Source organism: Streptomyces chromofuscus (assembly GCF_015160875.1).
In the GTDB taxonomy this organism is placed as follows: Bacteria; Actinomycetota; Actinomycetes; order Streptomycetales; family Streptomycetaceae; genus Streptomyces; species Streptomyces chromofuscus.
Genome location: NZ_CP063374.1, coordinates 3,045,018 through 3,063,913 on the forward strand (window position 1 = coordinate 3,045,018; position 18,896 = coordinate 3,063,913).

General features: G+C 71.4%; 17 protein-coding genes, 1 tRNA gene and 1 pseudogene. 11 read left to right on the plus strand and 8 right to left on the minus strand.

Going from position 1 to position 18,896, the window contains the following annotated elements:
* Nucleotides 1-139 precede the first annotated feature (139 nt).
* Nucleotides 140-1,747 carry a beta-N-acetylhexosaminidase gene (locus IPT68_RS13625; RefSeq protein WP_189699033.1) on the minus strand — a complete coding sequence of 536 codons (1,608 nt, stop codon included), beginning with the start codon at nt 1,745-1,747 and terminating at the stop codon, nt 140-142.
* Between the two features lie 71 nt (nt 1,748-1,818).
* On the opposite strand from IPT68_RS13625, the gene IPT68_RS13630 reads away from it, so the two are divergent.
* The gene (locus IPT68_RS13630) at nt 1,819-2,748 is read left to right on the plus strand and encodes a DUF4429 domain-containing protein (protein WP_189699034.1); all 930 of its coding nucleotides are present in this window, start codon (nt 1,819-1,821) and stop codon (nt 2,746-2,748) included.
* 11 nt (nt 2,749-2,759) lie between these two features.
* Here the strand turns inward: IPT68_RS13630 and IPT68_RS13635 are convergent.
* Nucleotides 2,760-3,135 (minus strand): annotated as a pseudogene (locus tag IPT68_RS13635) (phosphoesterase); the annotation flags it as partial.
* Nucleotides 3,136-3,201: 66 nt separating this feature from the next.
* Here IPT68_RS13635 and IPT68_RS13640 point away from each other — a divergent pair.
* Nucleotides 3,202-3,459, plus strand: a complete 258-nt coding sequence (locus IPT68_RS13640; RefSeq protein WP_189699035.1) for a hypothetical protein — start codon at nt 3,202-3,204, stop codon at nt 3,457-3,459.
* A 13-nt stretch (nt 3,460-3,472) separates the two neighbouring features.
* On the plus strand, nt 3,473-5,290 hold the full coding sequence (glmS, locus tag IPT68_RS13645; RefSeq protein ID WP_189699036.1) for a glutamine--fructose-6-phosphate transaminase (isomerizing): 1,818 nt from the start codon (nt 3,473-3,475) through the stop codon (nt 5,288-5,290).
* A 101-nt stretch (nt 5,291-5,391) separates the two neighbouring features.
* On the opposite strand, the gene IPT68_RS13650 is transcribed toward glmS, so the two are convergent.
* Both IPT68_RS13650 and IPT68_RS13655 read right to left on the minus strand, forming a co-directional pair.
* The gene (locus IPT68_RS13650; RefSeq protein WP_189699037.1) at nt 5,392-5,949 is read right to left on the minus strand and encodes a GPR1/FUN34/YaaH family transporter; all 558 of its coding nucleotides are present in this window, start codon (nt 5,947-5,949) and stop codon (nt 5,392-5,394) included.
* 150 nt (nt 5,950-6,099) lie between these two features.
* A complete protein-coding gene (locus IPT68_RS13655; protein ID WP_189699038.1) occupies nt 6,100-6,627 on the minus strand; it encodes a universal stress protein in 528 nt (175 codons plus the stop codon).
* Nucleotides 6,628-6,939: 312 nt separating this feature from the next.
* Between IPT68_RS13655 and IPT68_RS13660 the strand changes: the two genes are divergently transcribed.
* The 4 genes from IPT68_RS13660 to IPT68_RS13675 all read left to right on the plus strand — a co-directional run bounded on the left by IPT68_RS13660 (nt 6,940) and on the right by IPT68_RS13675 (nt 9,811).
* Nucleotides 6,940-7,272, plus strand: a complete 333-nt coding sequence (locus IPT68_RS13660) for a hypothetical protein (RefSeq protein ID WP_189699039.1) — start codon at nt 6,940-6,942, stop codon at nt 7,270-7,272.
* 377 nt (nt 7,273-7,649) lie between these two features.
* Entirely contained in the window at nt 7,650-8,894 is a 1,245-nt protein-coding gene (locus IPT68_RS13665; protein WP_189699040.1) for a helix-turn-helix domain-containing protein, read from the plus strand.
* A gap of 127 nt (nt 8,895-9,021) precedes the next feature.
* Nucleotides 9,022-9,630: an oligoribonuclease gene (gene orn, locus IPT68_RS13670; RefSeq protein WP_189699041.1), complete on the plus strand. Its 609-nt coding sequence runs from the start codon at nt 9,022-9,024 to the stop codon at nt 9,628-9,630.
* 108 nt (nt 9,631-9,738) lie between these two features.
* Nucleotides 9,739-9,811, plus strand: a tRNA-His gene (locus tag IPT68_RS13675).
* A 33-nt stretch (nt 9,812-9,844) separates the two neighbouring features.
* Here the strand turns inward: IPT68_RS13675 and IPT68_RS13680 are convergent.
* Complete coding sequence (locus tag IPT68_RS13680; RefSeq protein ID WP_189699042.1) at nt 9,845-10,141, minus strand: hypothetical protein; 297 nt, start codon at nt 10,139-10,141, stop codon at nt 9,845-9,847.
* Nucleotides 10,142-10,230: 89 nt separating this feature from the next.
* Nucleotides 10,231-11,286: a LacI family DNA-binding transcriptional regulator gene (locus tag IPT68_RS13685; RefSeq protein ID WP_189699043.1), complete on the minus strand. Its 1,056-nt coding sequence runs from the start codon at nt 11,284-11,286 to the stop codon at nt 10,231-10,233.
* 362 nt (nt 11,287-11,648) lie between these two features.
* Between IPT68_RS13685 and IPT68_RS13690 the strand changes: the two genes are divergently transcribed.
* The 4 genes from IPT68_RS13690 (at nt 11,649) to IPT68_RS13705 (ending at nt 16,473) form a co-directional block, all read left to right on the plus strand.
* Entirely contained in the window at nt 11,649-12,950 is a 1,302-nt protein-coding gene (locus IPT68_RS13690; RefSeq protein WP_189699044.1) for an ABC transporter substrate-binding protein, read from the plus strand.
* Nucleotides 12,951-12,955: 5 nt separating this feature from the next.
* Nucleotides 12,956-13,975 (plus strand): carbohydrate ABC transporter permease, encoded by a 1,020-nt coding sequence (locus tag IPT68_RS13695; protein WP_189699045.1) that lies wholly within the window; start codon nt 12,956-12,958, stop codon nt 13,973-13,975.
* An 11-nt stretch (nt 13,976-13,986) separates the two neighbouring features.
* Complete coding sequence (locus tag IPT68_RS13700; RefSeq protein WP_189699046.1) at nt 13,987-14,892, plus strand: carbohydrate ABC transporter permease; 906 nt, start codon at nt 13,987-13,989, stop codon at nt 14,890-14,892.
* A 153-nt stretch (nt 14,893-15,045) separates the two neighbouring features.
* On the plus strand, nt 15,046-16,473 hold the full coding sequence (locus IPT68_RS13705; protein ID WP_189699047.1) for a GH1 family beta-glucosidase: 1,428 nt from the start codon (nt 15,046-15,048) through the stop codon (nt 16,471-16,473).
* A gap of 248 nt (nt 16,474-16,721) precedes the next feature.
* Here the strand turns inward: IPT68_RS13705 and IPT68_RS13710 are convergent, their stop codons facing one another.
* Nucleotides 16,722-18,131, minus strand: coding sequence for a sensor histidine kinase (locus IPT68_RS13710; RefSeq protein ID WP_189699048.1), 1,410 nt, complete (start codon nt 18,129-18,131; stop codon nt 16,722-16,724).
* Nucleotides 18,128-18,832, minus strand: a complete 705-nt coding sequence (locus IPT68_RS13715; protein WP_189699049.1) for a response regulator transcription factor — start codon at nt 18,830-18,832, stop codon at nt 18,128-18,130. The genes IPT68_RS13710 and IPT68_RS13715 overlap by 4 nt, the downstream gene beginning before the upstream one ends.
* Nucleotides 18,833-18,896 lie beyond the last annotated feature (64 nt).

The following is an 18,896-nucleotide window of genomic DNA, read 5'->3' on the forward strand; positions in this document are numbered from 1 at the left end:
TACGGTCCTCCGGGGTGCCCGTCGTCATGTCACGCCGGGTGGACCGGCGCACCCGAGGGGCGTGGGGCTGTTGTCGATATGCGGCTCCGCCGCGTGGGCGCGACCAGCCCCCACCGGACCCGCGGCCGAATCACCACCCCTACTCCGCGGGCCAGGGCACCTGCGGCGACCGGTAATACCCGATCCCCAGCGCATCCCACCGCGGCCCCTGCGCAGCAAGCCGCTCGCTATAGTCCGCCCATTCGTGCGTGGACGCCGGCGACCACCCCAACTCCGCGACCCCCGGCAGCCGAGGGAACGCCATGTACTCGATGTGGGCCGAGTTCTCGAGGGTCTCGCTCCACAGCGGCGCCTCCACACCCCGGACCGCCGACGCCGGCGCGCCCGGCAGATAGGCGCCCGGGTCCCAGTCGTAGGACCGCCGGACGTCGACGTATCCGGCCCAGGACAGTCCCAGCGGGGTGCTCGCGTCGTACTTCATATCGAGATAGATCCGGTCGGCCGGTGAGAGGATCAGCCCGGTGCCGTTGCGCGCGGCCGCCGCCACCTGTTCCTTCTCCGCCGCACTGGTGCCGTCCAGCCCCCAGTACTGCGCGAGCGCGCCCTCGGCCGGGGCCGCCCCGGTCAGCTGGTGCCAGCCGACGACCGTCTTGCCGTACTTCGCGACGACCGGCTGCACCCGCTCCATGAACGTCACGTAGTCGGCGTGGCTGGTGGAGTGCGCCTCGTCACCGCCGATGTGCAGGTACCGCCCGGGGGTGAGCGCCGCGATCTCCCGCACCACGTCGTCGACGAAGTCGTACGTGATCTCCTTGGGCACGCACAGCGAGCTGAAGCCGACCGCGGTGCCGGTGTAGAGCGGGGGCGCGACGCCGTCGCAGTTCAGTTCGGCGTACGAGGCGAGGGCCGCGTTGGTGTGTCCGGGCATGTCGATCTCGGGGACGACCTCCAGGTGCCGGGAGGCCGCGTAGCGGACGATCTCCCGGTAGTCGGCCTTGGTGTAGTGGCCGCCGGGGCCGCCGCCGACCTCGGTCGAGCCGCCGTACGTCGCCAGGCGCGGCCAGGAGTCGACGGCGATGCGCCAGCCCTGGTCGTCGCTGAGGTGCAGATGCAGCTTGTTGAACTTGTAGAGCGCCAACTGGTCGATGTAGCGCTTGACCTCGCCGACGGTGAAGAAGTGCCGGGAGACGTCGAGCATGGCGCCCCGCCATCCGTAGCGCGGGATGTCCTCGATGGTGCCGCCCGCGACCAGCCAGGGGCCGGGCTGTACGGAGTCCCGCTCGACGGACGCCGGGAGGAGCTGGCGCAGGGTCTGCACGCCGTGGAAGAGGCCGGCGGGGCGGGCGGCGGTGATGGTGACGCCGCCGCGGTGGCTGTCGAGGCGGTAGCCCTCCGCGCCGTACGGGCCCTTGGCGAGCCGCAGCCGGATTCCTCCGTCGCCCTGGGTGGAGACGGGCAGGCGGTAGCCGGTCGACGGGCGCAGCACGTCCGCGAGATAGCCGCCGACGTGGCGGGCCGCGGCCAGGTCGTCGACCCGGATGCGGGTCCGCTCGGTGATCCGGTACGGCGATCCGCCGGCCCGCACGGAGGCGGGGGCCGGTATCACGTCGTCGAGCGTGGTCGGGGTCGCGGTGTCGGTCCGGGCTGCCGGCGCCGCCGCGGTGAGGGAGGCGCCCACCGACGTCACGAGCAGCAGGGAAGCCAGAAGGCGAAGCGTTCTGTGGTGCGGTGTGCGGTGCTGTCTCACAAACGGTCCCTTCCTGGAGCTCCAACAGGTATGGACCACTCTCTCGCGAGACCGGTGGAACAATCCCTCGCATGGCGGAAATCATCCAGAAGGACGGCACGTGGGTCTTCGACGGCGACGCCCTGCGGCTGACTCCCGGACGGGACAAGAGCGTCGGCCTGCTGCGCAAGGCTCTGGGTGAACTGGTCGTGCCGCTGCGGGCGTTGGCGGGCATCTCGTTCGAGCAGGGTCGCAGGTCGGGGCGGCTGAGGCTCAGGCTGCGCGACGGCGCCGACCCGTTGCTGCACGCGACCGGCGGCCGGCTCGGCGAACCCCACGACCCCTACCAGCTCGTCGTCGAGCCCGACCGCTACGGCGTCGCCGAGTACGTCGTGGACGAGGTGCGGCGCGCCCTGATGCTGGATCAGGTACCCCCCGGCCCGGTCGCCGCGTACCTGCTGCCCGGCCCGTCCGTCCCGGTGTCGGCCGCCGCCGGGGACGGCACGGCGAGCTTCGACGGCGAACAGGTCCGCCTGGAGTGGAACTGGAAGACGGAGGACGCCAAGTCCTCCGCCGGCCCCCGCACGCTGGCCGTCGGCGACATCGCGGCCGTGGAGTGGCATCCGGCGGCGGGCCTGGAGAACGGCTATCTGCGTTTCACCGTGCGCAACGCCCCGACCAAGGCCCCGCCGAAGTACGACCCCAACGCGGTCGAGCTGTGGGGGTTCCGGAAGGACCCGCTGATGGCCCTGGTCGCCGCCGCCGTCCAGGCCCGCCTCCCGCACCCGGCGGCCCCCGGCCCGGCCGCCGCCCCGGAGGCCGCCACCCTGGGCGCCTCCGCCCCGCAGGCGTCCCTCCCGGGCACCTCCGCGCGGGAGCCGGAGCCCGCCGCGTCCGCGCGCGAGGACGACCACGACGCACTGCTCCGGCGGCTGCGCGAGCTCGGCGAGCTGCACCACGCCGGCGTACTGACCGACGAGGAGTTCACCCTGGCCAAGCAGGCGATCCTGAAACGGATGTAGCGCCCCGGGGCCTACGTGGCCCGGCGGGTCACCGTGAAGTGGTCGACCTCCTCGCCCGTCTCGGCGATCCCCCGCACCTTCAGCGTGGCCGGCCGTCCCTTGGGCGCGGGGTGCACGTCGACGCGCAGGAACGAGTAGTCGAGGCAGCGCACCCGCGACCACTCCACGGTCTCGTCCCGCTTCCCGCCCTCGACGCACACGAACGAGGTCACGCCGTGACGTACACCACGCCGTCGGTCTCCGGGTACGCCGTGCCGCCGATCGGCAGCCGCTGGCGACCTGCCCCGCCTTGATGACGTCGGTGCGCTCGTGGACGCGGTTGTGCCCGTTGATCACCAGGTCGACGGTGTACTTCTCGAACAGCGGCACCCACTCCGAAGCACCCCCGCATACCCTGCCCGAAATCGGGCAGGGATGTTGCGAAAGCGCCGCCGGTACCCCAGGATCTACCGGGTGCACGACGAACTCGTAGATCATCTGACGCGCTCCACGGCCCTCAACCGGGGCGAGGCGCTGCGCGTGATCCAGGACGTGCTCGCCTACTTCGACGAGACGACCGAGGAGTTCGTCCGTCGCCGCCACCGCGAGCTCCAGGCCCAGGGCCTGGTGAACGCGACGATCTTCGAGCAGATCGCGGCGGACCTGACCTACCGGGCGGTGGCACCACCCGAGCTCACGCTCAGGCAGCTGCGCCGCATCGTCTACGGCTGAGGAATACATATATATGTGCGGAATCGTCGGATACATCGGCAAGCGCGACGTCGCCCCGCTGCTCCTGGAAGGCCTGCAGCGCCTGGAGTACCGCGGCTACGACTCGGCCGGCATCGTGGTCACCTCCCCCAAGGCCGCCGGCCTGAAGACGGTCAAGGCCAAGGGCCGGGTGCGTGACCTCGAGGCCAAGGTCCCGGCGCGCTTCAAGGGCACCACCGGCATCGCCCACACCCGCTGGGCCACCCATGGCGCCCCGTCCGACGTCAATGCCCACCCGCACCTCGACGCCGAGGGCAAGGTCGCCGTAGTCCACAACGGCATCATCGACAACGCCTCCGACCTGCGCCGCAAACTGGAGGCGGACGGCGTCGAGTTCCTCTCCGAGACCGACACCGAGGTCCTCGTCCACCTGATCGCGCGCTCGCAGGCCGAGAAGCTGGAGGACAAGGTCCGCGAGACGCTGCGCCAGATCGAGGGCACCTACGGCATCGCGGTGCTGCACGCCGACTTCCCCGACCGGATCGTCGTCGCCCGCAACGGCTCCCCGGTCGTCCTCGGCGTAGGCGAGAAGGAGATGTTCGTCGCCTCGGACATCGCCGCGCTGGTCACCCACACCCGGCAGATCGTCACCCTCGACGACGGCGAGATGGCCACCCTCAAGGCCGACGACTTCCGCACCTACACCACCGAGGGCACCCGCACCACGTCCGAGCCGACCACCGTCGAGTGGGAGGCCGCCTCCTACGACATGGGCGTCCACGACACCTACATGCACAAGGAGATCCACGAGCAGGCCGAGGCCGTGGACCGCGTCCTGCGCGGCCGGATCGACGACCGCTTCTCCACCGTGCACCTGGGCGGCCTGAACCTCGACGCCCGCGAGGCGCGCCGGATCCGCCGCGTGAAGATCCTCGGCTGCGGCACCTCGTACCACGCGGGCCAGATCGGCGCCCAGATGATCGAGGAACTGGCCCGCATCCCCGCCGACGCCGAGCCCGCCTCCGAGTTCCGCTACCGCAACGCGGTCGTCGACCCCGACACCCTGTACATCGCGGTCTCCCAGTCCGGTGAGACCTACGACGTCCTCGCGGCCGTGCAGGAGCTGAAGCGCAAGGGCGCCCGGGTGCTGGGCATCGTGAACGTCGTCGGCTCGGCGATCGCCCGCGAGGCCGACGGCGGCATCTACGTGCACGCCGGCCCCGAGGTCTGCGTGGTCTCCACGAAGTGCTTCACCAACACCTGCGTGGCCTTCGCGCTGCTCGCCCTGCACCTCGGCCGCACCCGCGACCTCTCGGTCCGCGACGGCAAGCGGATCATCGAGGGCCTGCGCAAGCTGCCCACGCAGATCGCGGAGATCATGAAGCAGGAGGAGGAGATCGAGGAGCTGGCCAAGGCGTACGCCGACGCGCGCTCGATGCTCTTCATCGGACGCGTCCGCGGCTACCCGGTCGCCCGCGAGGCCTCCCTCAAGCTCAAGGAGGTCTCCTACATCCACGCCGAGGCCTACCCCGCCTCCGAGCTGAAGCACGGCCCCCTGGCCCTGATCGAGCCCGCCCTGCCGACCGTCGCCATCGTCCCCGACGACGACCTGCTGGAGAAGAACCGCGCCGCGATGGAGGAGATCAAGGCCCGCAGCGGCAAGATCCTCGCGGTGGCGCACCAGGAGCAGGAGAAGGCGGACCAGACGATCGTGGTGCCGAAGAACGAGGACGAGCTGGACCCGATCCTGATGGGCATCCCGCTCCAACTCCTCGCCTACCACACGGCGCTGGCCCTCGGCCGGGACATCGACAAGCCCCGCAACCTCGCCAAGTCGGTGACGGTGGAGTAGGGCCCCGCCCCCACAAGAGGACGGACCCCCACGTGTCGCCACCAGACACAGGGGGTCCGTCTCATGTGCCGGGAAGCCGCCCAACTCCCCGGCCCGCGCCGCTAACCGGCGGCCGTCACCCCCCGGCCCGCGGCGCGTCGCGGAAGTGCCGTCGGCCAGTGCGCCAGCGCCGCGGTCGCCGTGTACCAGGCCACCGCCCCGGAGGCGACGGCGAACCAGCCACCCGCCTTGCCCAGGGCCCCGCTGTCGGCGAACTGCCCGATGGCGAGCAGCAGCAGGGCGACGAAGAACAGCCCGTACATGGCCTGCCCGAGCGTGTCGCCCCCGGCGAGCGTGAGGGAGAGGACGACCAGGGCGAACAGCAGCAGGAACAGCCCCGCGGCGTTGGCGGAGACGTCGGGCGAGACCGCCCACGTGAACCAGAGCGCGCCGAGCGCGGCGAACGCGGTCCCCGTCCCGGCGTCGCCCTCCCGGAACGCGAGCAGTCCGGCGACGAACAGCGCTACGCCGCCTACGTAGTGAGCCAGTGTCACGGCGTCCGCCGCCGTCACTCCGTCGATGAGCCCGGTGTACCCGAGGCCGACGGCCAGCAGGGTCACACCGAGTGCGAGTCGGCCGACGATCGTGGTGGTGCTTCCCGCAGAGACGACGTTGTCCACGGCGGGCTCCCTTCATGCCTGTGCAGTTGTGCGGTGACCGATATATGCCCTTCACAAGGGCACAAACACATCTACGCGCGAGGAGATTCGGTCTGCGCACAAAGGGAGTCGGCCCTGCCCACGGTGCATCTCACCTGGGCCAACGGGGAGTTACGGAATCACAACGACCGGGCGCTTGGCGCGCTTGGCGAGGCGCCCCGCGACCGAGCCGAAAATGCGCCCCACGATGCCGTGCGTGGAGCCGACGACGATGGCGTCCGCCTCGTACTCCCGCCCGACCTCTTCGAGTTCGTGGCAGATGTCGCCGCCGCGCTCGACCAGGATCCAGGGCACCTCGGTCAGGTAGTCCGCGCAGGCCAGCTCCAGACCGAGGACCTCGGTGCGGTGGTCCGGCACGTCGACGAAAACGGGCGGCTCGCACCCGGCCCACACGGTGGTGGGCAGCCGGTTGGCCACATGGACGATGATCAGGCCCGAGCCGGAACGCTGGGCCATCCCGATCGCGTACGCCAGGGCACGCTCACTGGAGGTCGAGCCGTCGAAGCCGACGACGACGCCGTGCTTGAAGGCGGGGTCGCACGCGTGGCGTGGCTCTTCCGCCGCCCGGGGATCGGCCGCCGTCGGGTCGGCGACCGGCCGCTTGCGGTCCGCTGGTTCGAAGAATTCGTGACCGGCCATGGCTGTCTCGGCGTTGTGATCCTTGATCGGGTGGGACGACAGTGTGCGGCGGAGCTGTGTCCGGGAATCATCTTCCCAACCCCATACCCCCAAGGGTACGGCGGCACGCCTCCTTAGCCCAGATCCCGCTCACGTCGGCGGCGGGTTCCAGGGAGCATGCACGAGGGGGCGCCCGTAACGCAATGGTTGCTGCCACGTACAGGCGGTTCGCACAGGATTCACTTGCGCCGCCGGCCCACCCGTGACCCGGCAGTGACCGACCGGTCCGGCAGGCGTTGATCACCGTGAACCGCCACCCCAGGGAGCCACGCGATGCCCGCACCCCGCCCGAACCCCGAGACGCGTCCCGGGACCGCGTCCGGTCCGGACGCGGTGACCGACGTGGTGCGCTGGGCCGCCTTCTGCTGCCTCCTCGTCCCGGTGATCCTGCTGTGGTGCGGCAGCTCCCTGGCGGGCGCCACGGGCACCGCCGTCGGCCTCGCGGCCGTCACCGCGGTCTGCCGGGCGCTGCTGCGCGGGTCCGAGCGCGGCGCCGCCCGGCTGCGGGCCGCGGAGGGCGCTCCGCACCGGGGCCGGCATCAGCGGAGCGGTTCGGGGGCACACAGGGGTGGGCGGCGCCCGGGCGGACATACACCGGTCGGCTGACCGGTTTCCGCGCACGCACCCGTATCTTTTCAGCCAACTTCTGATGTGCGTGCATCAGCGCCTCCTGACACCCCCCAACCCCCGTTCGACCTGCACGGAAAGGGCCTCAGAGGGCTCGCGCACCCTACGTGGATTGGCCACTGCCACGAGGCGCACTTCCCTGCGCGGCCCGCTGGTGCAACGCTTCGTGATCGAATGCTTCACGCCAAGTTGCCAAGTCGACAATGTGCCGGGTGGCGAACTGGCCACGCCGGCACAACGCGACACAGTAGATTCGATCTTGACTGTCTACGGCGGGGGACTCGTGCAGGACCGAGGGGAAACGTGCAGGAGCGACACAACCGAGGAGCCGCGACCACCAAGGGGGGCTTAGCAGTATGAGCCACGACTCCACTGCCGCGCCGGACGCCGCGGCCCGGAAACTGTCCGGGCGCCGCCGTAAGGAGATCGTCGCGGTGCTGCTGTTCAGCGGCGGCCCCATCTTCGAGAGTTCCATACCGCTGTCGGTGTTCGGGATCGACCGCCAGGACGCCGGCGTACCGCGCTACCGACTGCTGGTGTGCGCGGGTGAGGAAGGCCCCCTGCGGACCACAGGGGGCCTGGAACTGACCGCGCCGCACGGCCTGGAGGCGATCGCCCGCGCGGGCACGGTGGTCGTGCCCGCCTGGCGGTCGATCACCTCGCCGCCGCCGGAGGACGCGCTCGACGCGCTGCGCCGGGCGCACGAGGAGGGCGCCCGCATCGTGGGCCTGTGCACGGGGGCGTTCGTCCTCGCGGCGGCCGGCCTGCTCGACGGCCGCCCGGCCACCACGCACTGGATGTACGCGCCGACGCTGGCGAAGCGCTACCCGTCGGTCCACGTGGACCCGCGGGAGCTGTTCGTCGACGACGGGGACGTGCTGACGTCCGCGGGCACCGCGGCCGGAATCGATCTCTGTCTGCACATCGTGCGGACGGACCACGGCAACGAGGCGGCCGGTGCGCTGGCCCGCCGATTGGTGGTCCCGCCGCGCCGCACCGGCGGGCAGGAGCGCTACCTCGATCGGTCTTTACCCGAGGAGATCGGCGCCGACCCGCTCGCCGAGGTCGTCGCCTGGGCGCTGGAGCACCTCCACGAGCAGTTCGACGTGGAGACGCTCGCGGCACGGGCGTACATGAGCCGTCGCACGTTCGACCGCCGCTTCCGCTCGCTGACGGGCAGCGCGCCCCTGCAGTGGCTGATCACCCAGCGGGTGCTCCAGGCGCAGCGCCTGCTGGAGACGTCGGACTACTCGGTGGACGAGGTGGCGGGCCGCTGCGGCTTCCGTTCGCCGGTCGCGCTGCGCGGCCACTTCCGCCGCCAGCTGGGCTCGTCCCCGGCCGCGTACCGGGCGGCGTACCGGGCGCGCCGCCCGCAGTCCGAGCGCGCGACGGACGGCGACGGCCCGGCGAGCACGCCCGCGCCGATGACCGGCCCGCCCCCGCAGGCAGGCCCCCCGCCCGCCCCGCTGCACCCGGACGGCCCGGTGCCGATCCAGGCCCGCCGCACGGCGAGCGCGGTCGGCTCCTCGTCGCTGCCGGGCGACCACGCCCGGGAGGCGTACGCCCGCGCGAGCCTGCCGGGGCAGCGCAGCGGAGCGTGAGGGCCGGGACGTGTGACGGGGTCCACAGGGGGGCGACCCGCCCCTGTGGGCCCCGCGACCGTCCCCGCACGGTCTCCGCACGTACGCGGCACACCTCACATGTGCATGTCGGCCGTAGGGTGGACGCATGAACGATCGCATGGTGTGGATCGACTGCGAGATGACCGGCCTCTCGCTGTCCGACGACGCGCTCATCGAGGTGGCCGCCCTCGTCACCGACTCCGAGCTGAACGTGCTCGGCGAGGGTGTGGACATCGTCATCCGTCCGCCGGACCGGGCGCTGGAGACGATGCCGGAGGTGGTGCGTCAGATGCACACGGCGTCCGGTCTGCTCGCGGAGCTGCCGAACGGCACGACCCTCGCGGACGCCGAGGAGCAGGTCCTGGCGTACGTACGCGAGCACGTCAAGGAACCCGGCAAGGCCCCGCTGTGCGGCAACTCCGTCAGCACCGACCGCGGCTTCCTGCTGCGCGACATGCCGACCCTGGAGGACTACCTCCACTACCGGATCGTCGACGTCTCCAGCATCAAGGAGCTGGCCCGCCGCTGGTATCCACGGGCCTACTTCAACAGTCCGGAGAAGAACGGCAACCACCGGGCCCTCGCGGACATCCGCGAGTCCATCGCCGAGCTCCGCTACTACCGGGAGGCCGTCTTCGTGCCGCAGCCCGGCCCGGACTCCGACACGGCGAAGGCGATCGCCGCCAAGCACGTCCTGCCTGCTCAGCCCGCCTGACGGAGCCCACGGGAGGGGCGCCGCGAAAGCCGTGCGCGAGCACCCCTTCGGACCCTGTACACTTTTTCTCGGCCGGTCGGGGAAACGACAGTAGAACCACCGGTCATGGTGGGTGTAGCTCAGCTGGTAGAGCACCTGGTTGTGGTCCAGGATGCCGCGGGTTCGAGTCCCGTCACTCACCCTTGACGACTGAGGGCTGATCCCTGGACAGGGGTCAGCCCTCAGTCGTGCCCCACCGCACCTCCGGGTCCGGCAGGACCTTCCGGAGCTCCGCCTCGACCTCCGCGCGCGTCGTCCCCTTCTCCTTCGCGTACTCGGTCACCGTCTGCCCCAGATCGCGGTCGAGGTCGCGCCAGGCCCGCCAGGCCGTCTCGTACGTCTCGCGCTGAGGCTCGTTCCAACCGCCCTCCTGAGTCGGCGGACCGTAGGCGTCCCGGAGCTCCAGGACCCTCGTGTGCGCCTCGTCGGCGGTCCGCTGTTTCGCCAGAAGTTCCTCGAAGGTGTGTGCCACGCGCGGATCTTAAGCACGACCCGAGGGGCCCGCGTCCCGACCTGGCCGTCCGCGCGGCGCCCCCTGACTCACCCGGCGCAACCCGGCCGCTACGACGACGCCCGCTCCACCAGCTCCGTCGCCAGCACCACCTGCCGGCGCTCCAGGCCGCGGGAGACCGCCGGGCGCCGGTCGGCGATCTCGTTGAGCAGCAGATCGATCATCCTGCGGCCCATCTCCTCGATCGGCTGGCGCACGCTGGTGAGCGGCGGATCCATGTGGCGGGCGATCGCGGAGTCGTCGTAGCCGACCAGGGCCACGTCGTCGGGGATACGACGGCCCGCCTCGCGCAGGACCTGGCGGGCGCCCGCCGCTGTCACGTCGGAGGCCGCGAAGACCGCGTCCAGGTCGGGACGGCGGGCGAGCAGCTCGGTCATCGCGCGCCGGCCGCCCTCCTCGGTGAAGTCGCCCGCCTCGATCAGCCGCTCGTCCGCCGGGTGCCCGGCGTCGCGCAGCGCCTCGCGGTAGCCGTCGATGCGCCGCTGGGCGCCGTAGACGTCGAGGCGGCCGGTGATGTGCGCTATTCGCCGGCGCCCCCGGCCGATCAGGTGTTCCACGGCGGAGCGGGCGCCGCCGTAGTTGTCCGAGTCCACCGAGGTGAGGGTCTCCCCCGCGGAGCGCGGGCCGCTGATCACCGCCGGGATCTCCAGCTGGGCCAGCAGGTCCGGCAGCGGGTCGTCCGCGTGCACCGAGACCAGCAGGACGCCGTCCACCCGGTGCGCCGCCAGGTACTGGGCGAGCCGACGGCGCTCCCGGTCGCTGCCCGCGAAGATCAGCAGCAACTGCATCTCGGTGTCGTACAGCTCGGCTCCGACACCGCGCAGCATGTCCGAGAAGTACGGCTCCGCGAAGAACCGGGTCTCCGGCTCCGGGACGACGAGGGCGATCGCGTCCGTGCGGTTCGCGGCGAGGGCGCGGGCCGCGGTGTTCGGGACGTACCCCAGCTCGGCGACCGCCGCCTGAACCGCCGCGCGGGTCGCGTCGCTGACCCGGGGCGAGCCGTTGATCACCCGGGAGACCGTGCCCCGGCCCACGCCGGCGCGCGCGGCGACCTCCTCCAGGGTGGGCCGGCCACCGCTCCGGCCCCGCGCTCCGTGGCTTGCCATGGGCTCCGCCTTCCGCCGCCGTTCATCACGCTGGGCTGGAATCTAACAGTCCCGTGTGCTGGGGTGACCCTCACCGGCCGCGACCCCGAGGGAGGCCGAAACCGCGTCCGTGCGCCGACCACAGCGGACCCGTGGGTTCCAGTTAACAGCCCGATAACTGAACACATCTCCCGCTGTCCGCTCCCTTGACACCCCCGCGGGAACCGACGACTCTTCAACACATCACTGGTGGGAGCGCTCCCACAGTACCTGACACATACACAACCCGCACGTTCCCCGCCCGAGCCGCAGCGAGCACAACTTACGGGCCCAACCATGCAGTTGGCCGGGGGGTCGGCACGTCAGGGCAACAGGAGGACGCAATGCGAGCACGTAAGTCGGTGGTCCTCGCGGCCATCGCGACGCTGGGCGCCGGGCTGCTGGCCGGCTGTGCCGACGACGGCGGCGACGAGGGCGGCTCCGGCTCGTCCGGCGGCGAGGGCAAGACCACGATCACCCTGGGGCTGTTCGGGACGATGGGCTTCAAGGAAGCCGGTCTGTACGACGAGTACATGAAGCTCCACCCGGACATCACGATCAAGGAGAACGTCACCGAGCGCAACGAGAACTACTACCCGGCGCTCGTCAACCACCTCACCACGAACAGCGGCCTGATGGACATCCAGGCCGTCGAGGTCGGCAACATAGCCGAGGTGGCGCAGACCCAGGGGGCGAAGCTCCTCGACCTGTCGAAGTACGGCAAGGAGAGCGACTACCTGGAGTGGAAGTGGAAGCAGGCCGCCACCCCCGACGGCCAGACGATCGGCCTCGGCACGGACGTCGGCCCCATGGCCATCTGCTACCGCAAGGACCTGTTCGAGAAGGCCGGCCTGCCCACCGACCGCGAGGAAGTGGGCGCGCTGTGGGCGGGCGACTGGGAGAAGTTCGTCGACGCCGGGCGGGACTACCAGAAGAACGCGCCGTCCGGCACCACCTTCATGGACTCCCCCGGCGGTCTGCTCCAGGCCATCCTCAGCAGTGAGACCGAGCGGTTCTACGACTCCTCCGGCGAGGTCATCTACAAGACCAACCCGGCCGTGAAGGCCGCGTTCGACCTGACCGCGGCGGCCGCCGAGGACGGACTGGTCGGCAACCAGACGCAGTTCCAGCCCGCCTGGGACACCACCATCGCCAACAGCAAGTTCGCGGCGATGTCCTGCCCGCCGTGGATGCTCGGCTACATCAAGGGCAAGTCGAAGCCGGACGCGGCCGGCAAGTGGGACGTGGCCGCGGCGCCCAAGTCCGGCAACTGGGGCGGCTCGTTCCTGGCCGTGCCCAAGTCCGGCAAGAACGCCGAGGAGGCCGCGAAGCTGGCCGCCTGGCTGACCGCGCCCGAGCAGCAGGCCAAGCTGTTCAAGGTGCAGGGCAACTTCCCGAGCACGCCGCCCGCGTACGAGATGCCCGAGGTCAAGACCGCCAAGAACGACATGACCGGTGACGCCCCGATCGGCGAGATCTTCGCCGAGGCCGCGAAGGACGCCCCGGTCCAGGTGATCGGCCCGAAGGACCAGATCATCCAGCAGGGTCTGACCGACAACGGCGTGATCCTCGTCGCCCAGGGCAAGTCCGCCAAGGAGGCCTGGGACACGGCCGTCAAGACCATCGACAACAACCTGGACCAGTGACCCGTATGACCACTGGGCACGACACCGCCGCCGCGCCCCCCGCCAAGGAGGGGGGCGCGGCCCCGGCCCGCCCGTCGGCCGGCGCGCCGGTCTCCGACCAGGAGCGGCGGCGCCGGGCCCGGCTGTCCCGCCGCTGGCAGCGGGACATGCGCTGGAGCCCGTACGCCTTCGTCTCGCCGTTCTTCCTGCTGTTCCTGGCGTTCGGCCTGTTCCCGCTGGTCTACACCGGCTGGGCCTCGCTGCACCAGGTGGAGCTGACCGCGCCCACCGACATGAACTGGGTGGGCCTGCGCAACTACACCCGGATCTTCGACGACGACTTCTTCTGGAACGCGGCCCGCAACACCCTGACCATCGGCGTCATCTCCACGGTGCCGCAGCTGCTGATGGCGCTGGGCCTGGCCCACATCCTCAACTACAAGCTGCGCGCCTCGACCTTCTACCGGGTCGTGATGCTCGCTCCGTACGCCACCTCGATCGCCGCCGCCTCGCTGGTCTTCGTGCTGCTGTTCGGCCGCGACTACGGCATGATCAACTGGGCGCTCGGGGCCGTCGGCATCGACAACATCGACTGGCAGAACGACAAGTGGCCCTCGCAGATCGCCGTCTCGACCATCGTCATCTGGCGCTGGACCGGGTACAACGCGCTGATCTACCTGGCCGCGATGCAGGCGATCCCGCAGGACCTGTACGAGTCGGCGGCGCTGGACGGGGCCAACCGCTGGCAGCAGTTCCTCCATGTGACGCTGCCGTCGCTGCGGCCGACGATCCTGTTCACCGTCGTCGTGTCGACCATCGGCGCCTCCCAGGTGTTCGGTGAGCCGCTGCTGTTCGACGCGAACAAGGGCGCGTCGGGCGGGTCCCAGCACCAGTTCCAGACGCTCGGCCTGTACCTGTACGAGCAGGGCTGGGTCAACCAGCACCTGGGCCGCGCCTCCGCCATCGCCTGGACGATGTTCCTGATCCTCATCGTGATCGGGATCGTCAACTACGTCATCTCGCGCCGGCTGCGCGCCAGTAGTTAAGGAGACCGGCCGTGACGACGACACTGACTCCGGTTGACCGGGAGGCCGAGGCCCCCAAGGGGCGCGTACGCGGCCCCAAGGCCGCCCGCGCCGGCGGGACCCTGCACGCCGGGCCCGTCGCGTACGCGATCCTCGCCCTGTTCACCATCGGCTCGCTGTTCCCGCTGGTGTGGACGGCGATCGCGGCGTCCCGGGACAACCAGCGGCTGGCCGAGACGCCGCCGCCGTTCTGGTTCGGCTCGAACCTGATGGACAACCTGGAGATCGCCTGGCAGGACGCCAACCTGGGCGAGGCCTTCCTCAACACCACCATCGTGGCCGGGATCTCGGCGGTCACCATCGTGGTGCTGTCGACGATCGCCGGGTTCGCCTTCGCCAAGCTGCGGTTCCGGGGCCGTAACGCGCTGATGCTGATCGTCATCGGCACGATGATGGTGCCGCCGCAGCTCAGCGTGATCCCGCTGTACATGATGGTCGCCGAGCTGGACTGGACCGACCAGCTCCAGGCGGTGATCCTGCCGTCGATCGTGAGCGCGTTCGGCGTGTTCTTCATGCGCCAGTACCTGCTCCAGGCCCTTCCCGACGAGCTGATCGAGGCCGCCCGGGTGGACGGCGCGAGCAGCTGGCGCGTGGTGTGGCACATCGTGTTCCCGGCGGCCCGGCCCGCGATGGCGGTGCTCGGCATGCTGATGTTCGTCCAGACGTGGAACGACTTCCTGTGGCCGTTCCTGGTACTGACCCAGACGGGCAACCCGACCGTCCAGGTGGCGGTCGCGGGTCTGGGCCGCGGCTACACCCCCGACCAGTCCCTCATCATGGCCGGGGCGCTGCTGGGCACCCTGCCGCTGCTGCTGGTCTTCGCGATCTTCGGCAAGCAGATCGTCGGCGGCATCATGCAGGGGGCCGTCAAGGGCTGACGCCCGCTTTCGGCCCAGGGGCCGGGTCACCGCCGCCTCGGCCCCTTCCTGCCTCCTCTCCCCTACTTGTTCGTCCTTATTCGCCGGTCTCCACGACCTGCCGGTCGCACACCACGACCCGGCGGTCCCACGACCTCCAATGGGAGCGCTTCCATGCCTGAACCCGCATCGCCGGTGTCCTTCCCTCCCGCCTTCCTCTGGGGCGCGGCCACCTCCGCGTACCAGATCGAGGGTGCGGTGCGGGAGGGCGGCCGCACCTCCTCCATCTGGGACACCTTCAGCCACACGCCGGGCAGGACGGCCGGCGGCGAGCACGGTGACATCGCTGTCGACCACTATCACCGCTTCCGCGACGACGTGGCGCTGATGGCCGAGCTGGGCCTGACGGCGTACCGCTTCTCCATTTCCTGGCCCCGGGTGCAGCCCACCGGGCGCGGCCCCGCCGTCCAGGTCGGCCTGGACTTCTACCGGCGGCTGGTCGACGAGCTGCTGGCCGTCGGTATCAGGCCGGCGGTCACCCTCTACCACTGGGACCTGCCGCAGGAGCTGGAGGACGCGGGCGGCTGGCCGGAGCGGGACACGGCGTTCCGGTTCGCCGAGTACGCGCAGATCGTCGGGGAGGCGCTGGGCGACCGGGTGGAGCAGTGGATCACGCTCAACGAGCCGTGGTGCAGCGCCTTCCTCGGGTACGGCTCGGGGGTGCACGCGCCCGGCCGCACGGAACCGGAGGCCTCGCTGCGCGCGGCCCATCACCTGAACCTGGCGCACGGGTTGGGCACGTCGGCCCTGCGGTCGGTCATGCCGGCCCGCAACTCGGTCGCCGTGTCCCTCAACTCGTCGGTGGTCCGCCCGGTTTCGCAGGACCCGGCCGACCTGGCGGCGGTGCGCAAGATCGACGACCTGGCCAACGGGGTCTTCCACGGGCCGATGCTGCACGGCGCCTACCCGCAGACGCTGTTCGCCGCGACGGAATCGGTGACCGACTGGTCGTACGTCAAGGACGGCGACCTGGGCACGATCCGGCAGCCGCTGGACGCACTGGGCCTCAACTACTACACCCCGACGCTGGTCTCGGCGGCGGCGAACGACCTGAAGGGCCCGCGCGCCGACGGTCACGGCGCCAGCGACCACTCCCCCTGGCCGGGCGCGGAGGACGTGGCGTTCCACCAGACGCCGGGCGAGCGCACGGAGATGGGCTGGACCATCGACCCGTCGGGCCTGCACGAGCTGATCATGCGGTACGCGCGTGAGGTGCCGGGCCTGCCGCTGTACATCACCGAGAACGGCGCCGCCTACGACGACAAGCCCGACCCCGACGGCCGGGTGCACGACCCGGAGCGCATCTCCTACCTCCACGGTCACCTGTCGGCGGTCCGCCGGGCCATCGAGGACGGCGCCGACGTCCGGGGCTACTACCTGTGGTCCCTGATGGACAACTTCGAGTGGGCATACGGCTACGGCAAGCGCTTCGGCGCGGTGTACGTCGACTACGCGACGCTGGAGCGGACGCCGAAGTCGAGCGCCCGGTGGTACGGCGAGGCGGCACGCTCGGGGACGCTGCCGTCGGTCGAGGGGGTGTAGCCGGGGCGGGAGGAACGGGCCGAGGGCTGAGGCCGGGCGGAGGCCGAGGTCGCGGCGTGCAGGCGGGCGGGGCACGGCGAGGTCGCGATGCGTAGCCCGGGGGCGGGAGGCCCCGCCGATCGCCTTGTTTCTGCCGCTGATCCTGCGCCGGTGCGTGCTCATCAGGTGCCTGCCTTCGCTGTTCACGGGGGGCGCGGCCGGAATCGGGCAAAGCGCCTGATCCGGACCGGCGGGATCTTGTGGTGCGCTTAAGGAAGGGATCCGGGGCGGTTGAAGGTCGCGCTCGGTCTGCCCGGTCTGCGGCGTCTGACGGACCCGCGGTGACTGCGCCGTCCGGGCGCCCGCTCCCGCCCGTCCACCTGGATCCAGATGCGTACTTCCGCGCCGCCCAGCACCGACGACCCGATGCGCACGTCGCCGCCCGTCGACTCCGCGAGCCGCCGCACGATGTCCAGGCCGAGCCCGGTCGACCCGTCGCTGCCGGAGCCCCGGCCGCGCGCCATCGCCGCCTCGGGGTCGGGTATGCCGGGTCCCGCGTCGGAAACGAGCACGATCACCGCGTCCTCGCCGTTGTGCACGTCGACCGCGAAGGCGGTGCCCTCGGGGGTGTGCCGGAAGACGTTGCCGAGCAGCGCGTCGAGCGCGGCGGCCAGGTCGGCGCGGGCCACGGGTATGCGCACGGGCCGGTCCACGCCGGCCATCCGCACCTTGCGGCCCTCGTCCTCCGCCAGCGCCGACCAGAACTCCATCCGCTCCCGCACCACCTCCGCCGCGTCGCATCCGGCGCCGGGACCGGCCGCGGCGGTCTGCGGCTTGGCCTCCCGGGCGGTGCGGATGATCGTGTCGACCTCCCGTTCCAGCTGGGCGACCGCGGCCCGGGTCTGGTCTGCGGCCGGCCCGTCCCCGAGCGAGGCCGCGTTCAGCCGCAGCACGGTCAGCGGTGTCCGCAGCCGGTGGGACAGGTCCGCCGCCAATTCCCGCTCGTTGGCGAGGAGCTGGACGACCTGGTCGGCCATCGAGTTGAACGCCACGGCCGCCAGGCGCAGTTCGCGCGGCCCCTCCTCGGGCACCCGGGCGCCCAGCCGTCCGTCGCCCAGCTCCCGCGCGCCCTCGACCAGCCGTTGCGCCGGCCGCACCATCCGTGCGCCCAGCCGGTCCGCGACCGCGACCGACCCGACGACCAGCGCGAGCCCGACCCCGGCCAGCACCGCCCACGCCGTACCCACACCCTTGGCGACCGCCGAGTCGGGGATGAACACCTCGACGACGGCGAGCCGGCCGGAGTTCAGCGCGACCGGCTGGAGCAGGGCCGAACCGCCGGGCGCCCGGGCCGTGGAGGCGCGGCCCGTCTCCCGGGTGGTCTCGATGTCCGCGTCGGCGGCGCGCTGCCGCCCGATGGCGACGGCCTGCGCGCCTTCGTCGCCCGGTATGTGCAGGGCCATCCCGTCACCGGAACCCGCGGCGGCGACGGCGCGTTCCAGTTGGGCCCGATCGGTGGTGATGGACAGCGCCGGGGCGATCTCCGCCGCGTCGCGCTCGGCGTCGGAGAAGGCGCGGTCGCGGGCCATCTCCTTGATGACCAGCCCGAGCGGCACCGCGAAGGCGACCACGACCATGGCCGTGACCGCCAGCGAGACCTTGACCAGTGCCCACCTCATGGCCGTGCCTCCGCTCCCGGCGGTTCCAGCTTCACGCCGACACCGCGCAGGGTGTGCAGGTAGCGCGGGCGGGCGGCCGTCTCGCCCAGTTTCCTTCGCAGCCAGGACAGATGGACGTCGATGGTCTGGTCGTCGCCGTAGGACTGCTGCCACACCTCGGCGAGCAGTTCCCTGCGGGACACGACGACACCGGGGCGTCCGGCCAGGAAGGCCAGCAGGTCGAACTCGCGCCGGGTGAGGTCCAGTCGTACGCCGTCCAGCTCGGCCTGGCGCCGCAGCGGGTCCACCGTCAGTCCGCCGACCCGCAGCACCGGCGACGGCGGCACGTCACCGGCCGCGGCGCGGGAGCGGCGCAGGACCGCGGCGATCCGGGCGGACAGGTGCTCGACGGAGAAGGGCTTGGTCAGATAGTCGTCCGCGCCGTCGTTCAGCAGCCGGACTATCTCCGTCTCGTCGTCCCGTGCGGTGGCGATGATCACCGGCACGTCCGTGATGCCGCGCAGCATCTTCAGGGCCTCGGACCCGTCGAGGTCGGGCAGACCGAGGTCCAGGATGACCACGTCGAAACGGAAATGGGCGACCTCGCGCAGCGCCTCCAGTGCCGTACCGACGCTGCGCACGGTGTGCGACGCGTCGGTCAGGTGCCGGATGAGCGCCGAGCGCACGAACTGGTCGTCCTCGACCACGAGCACACTTGCCATGCGCCGCACCGTACGCCATGCGAGGGAGCCGGGTCCGGCGCCTGTGGACAACCCGGCTGTTGTG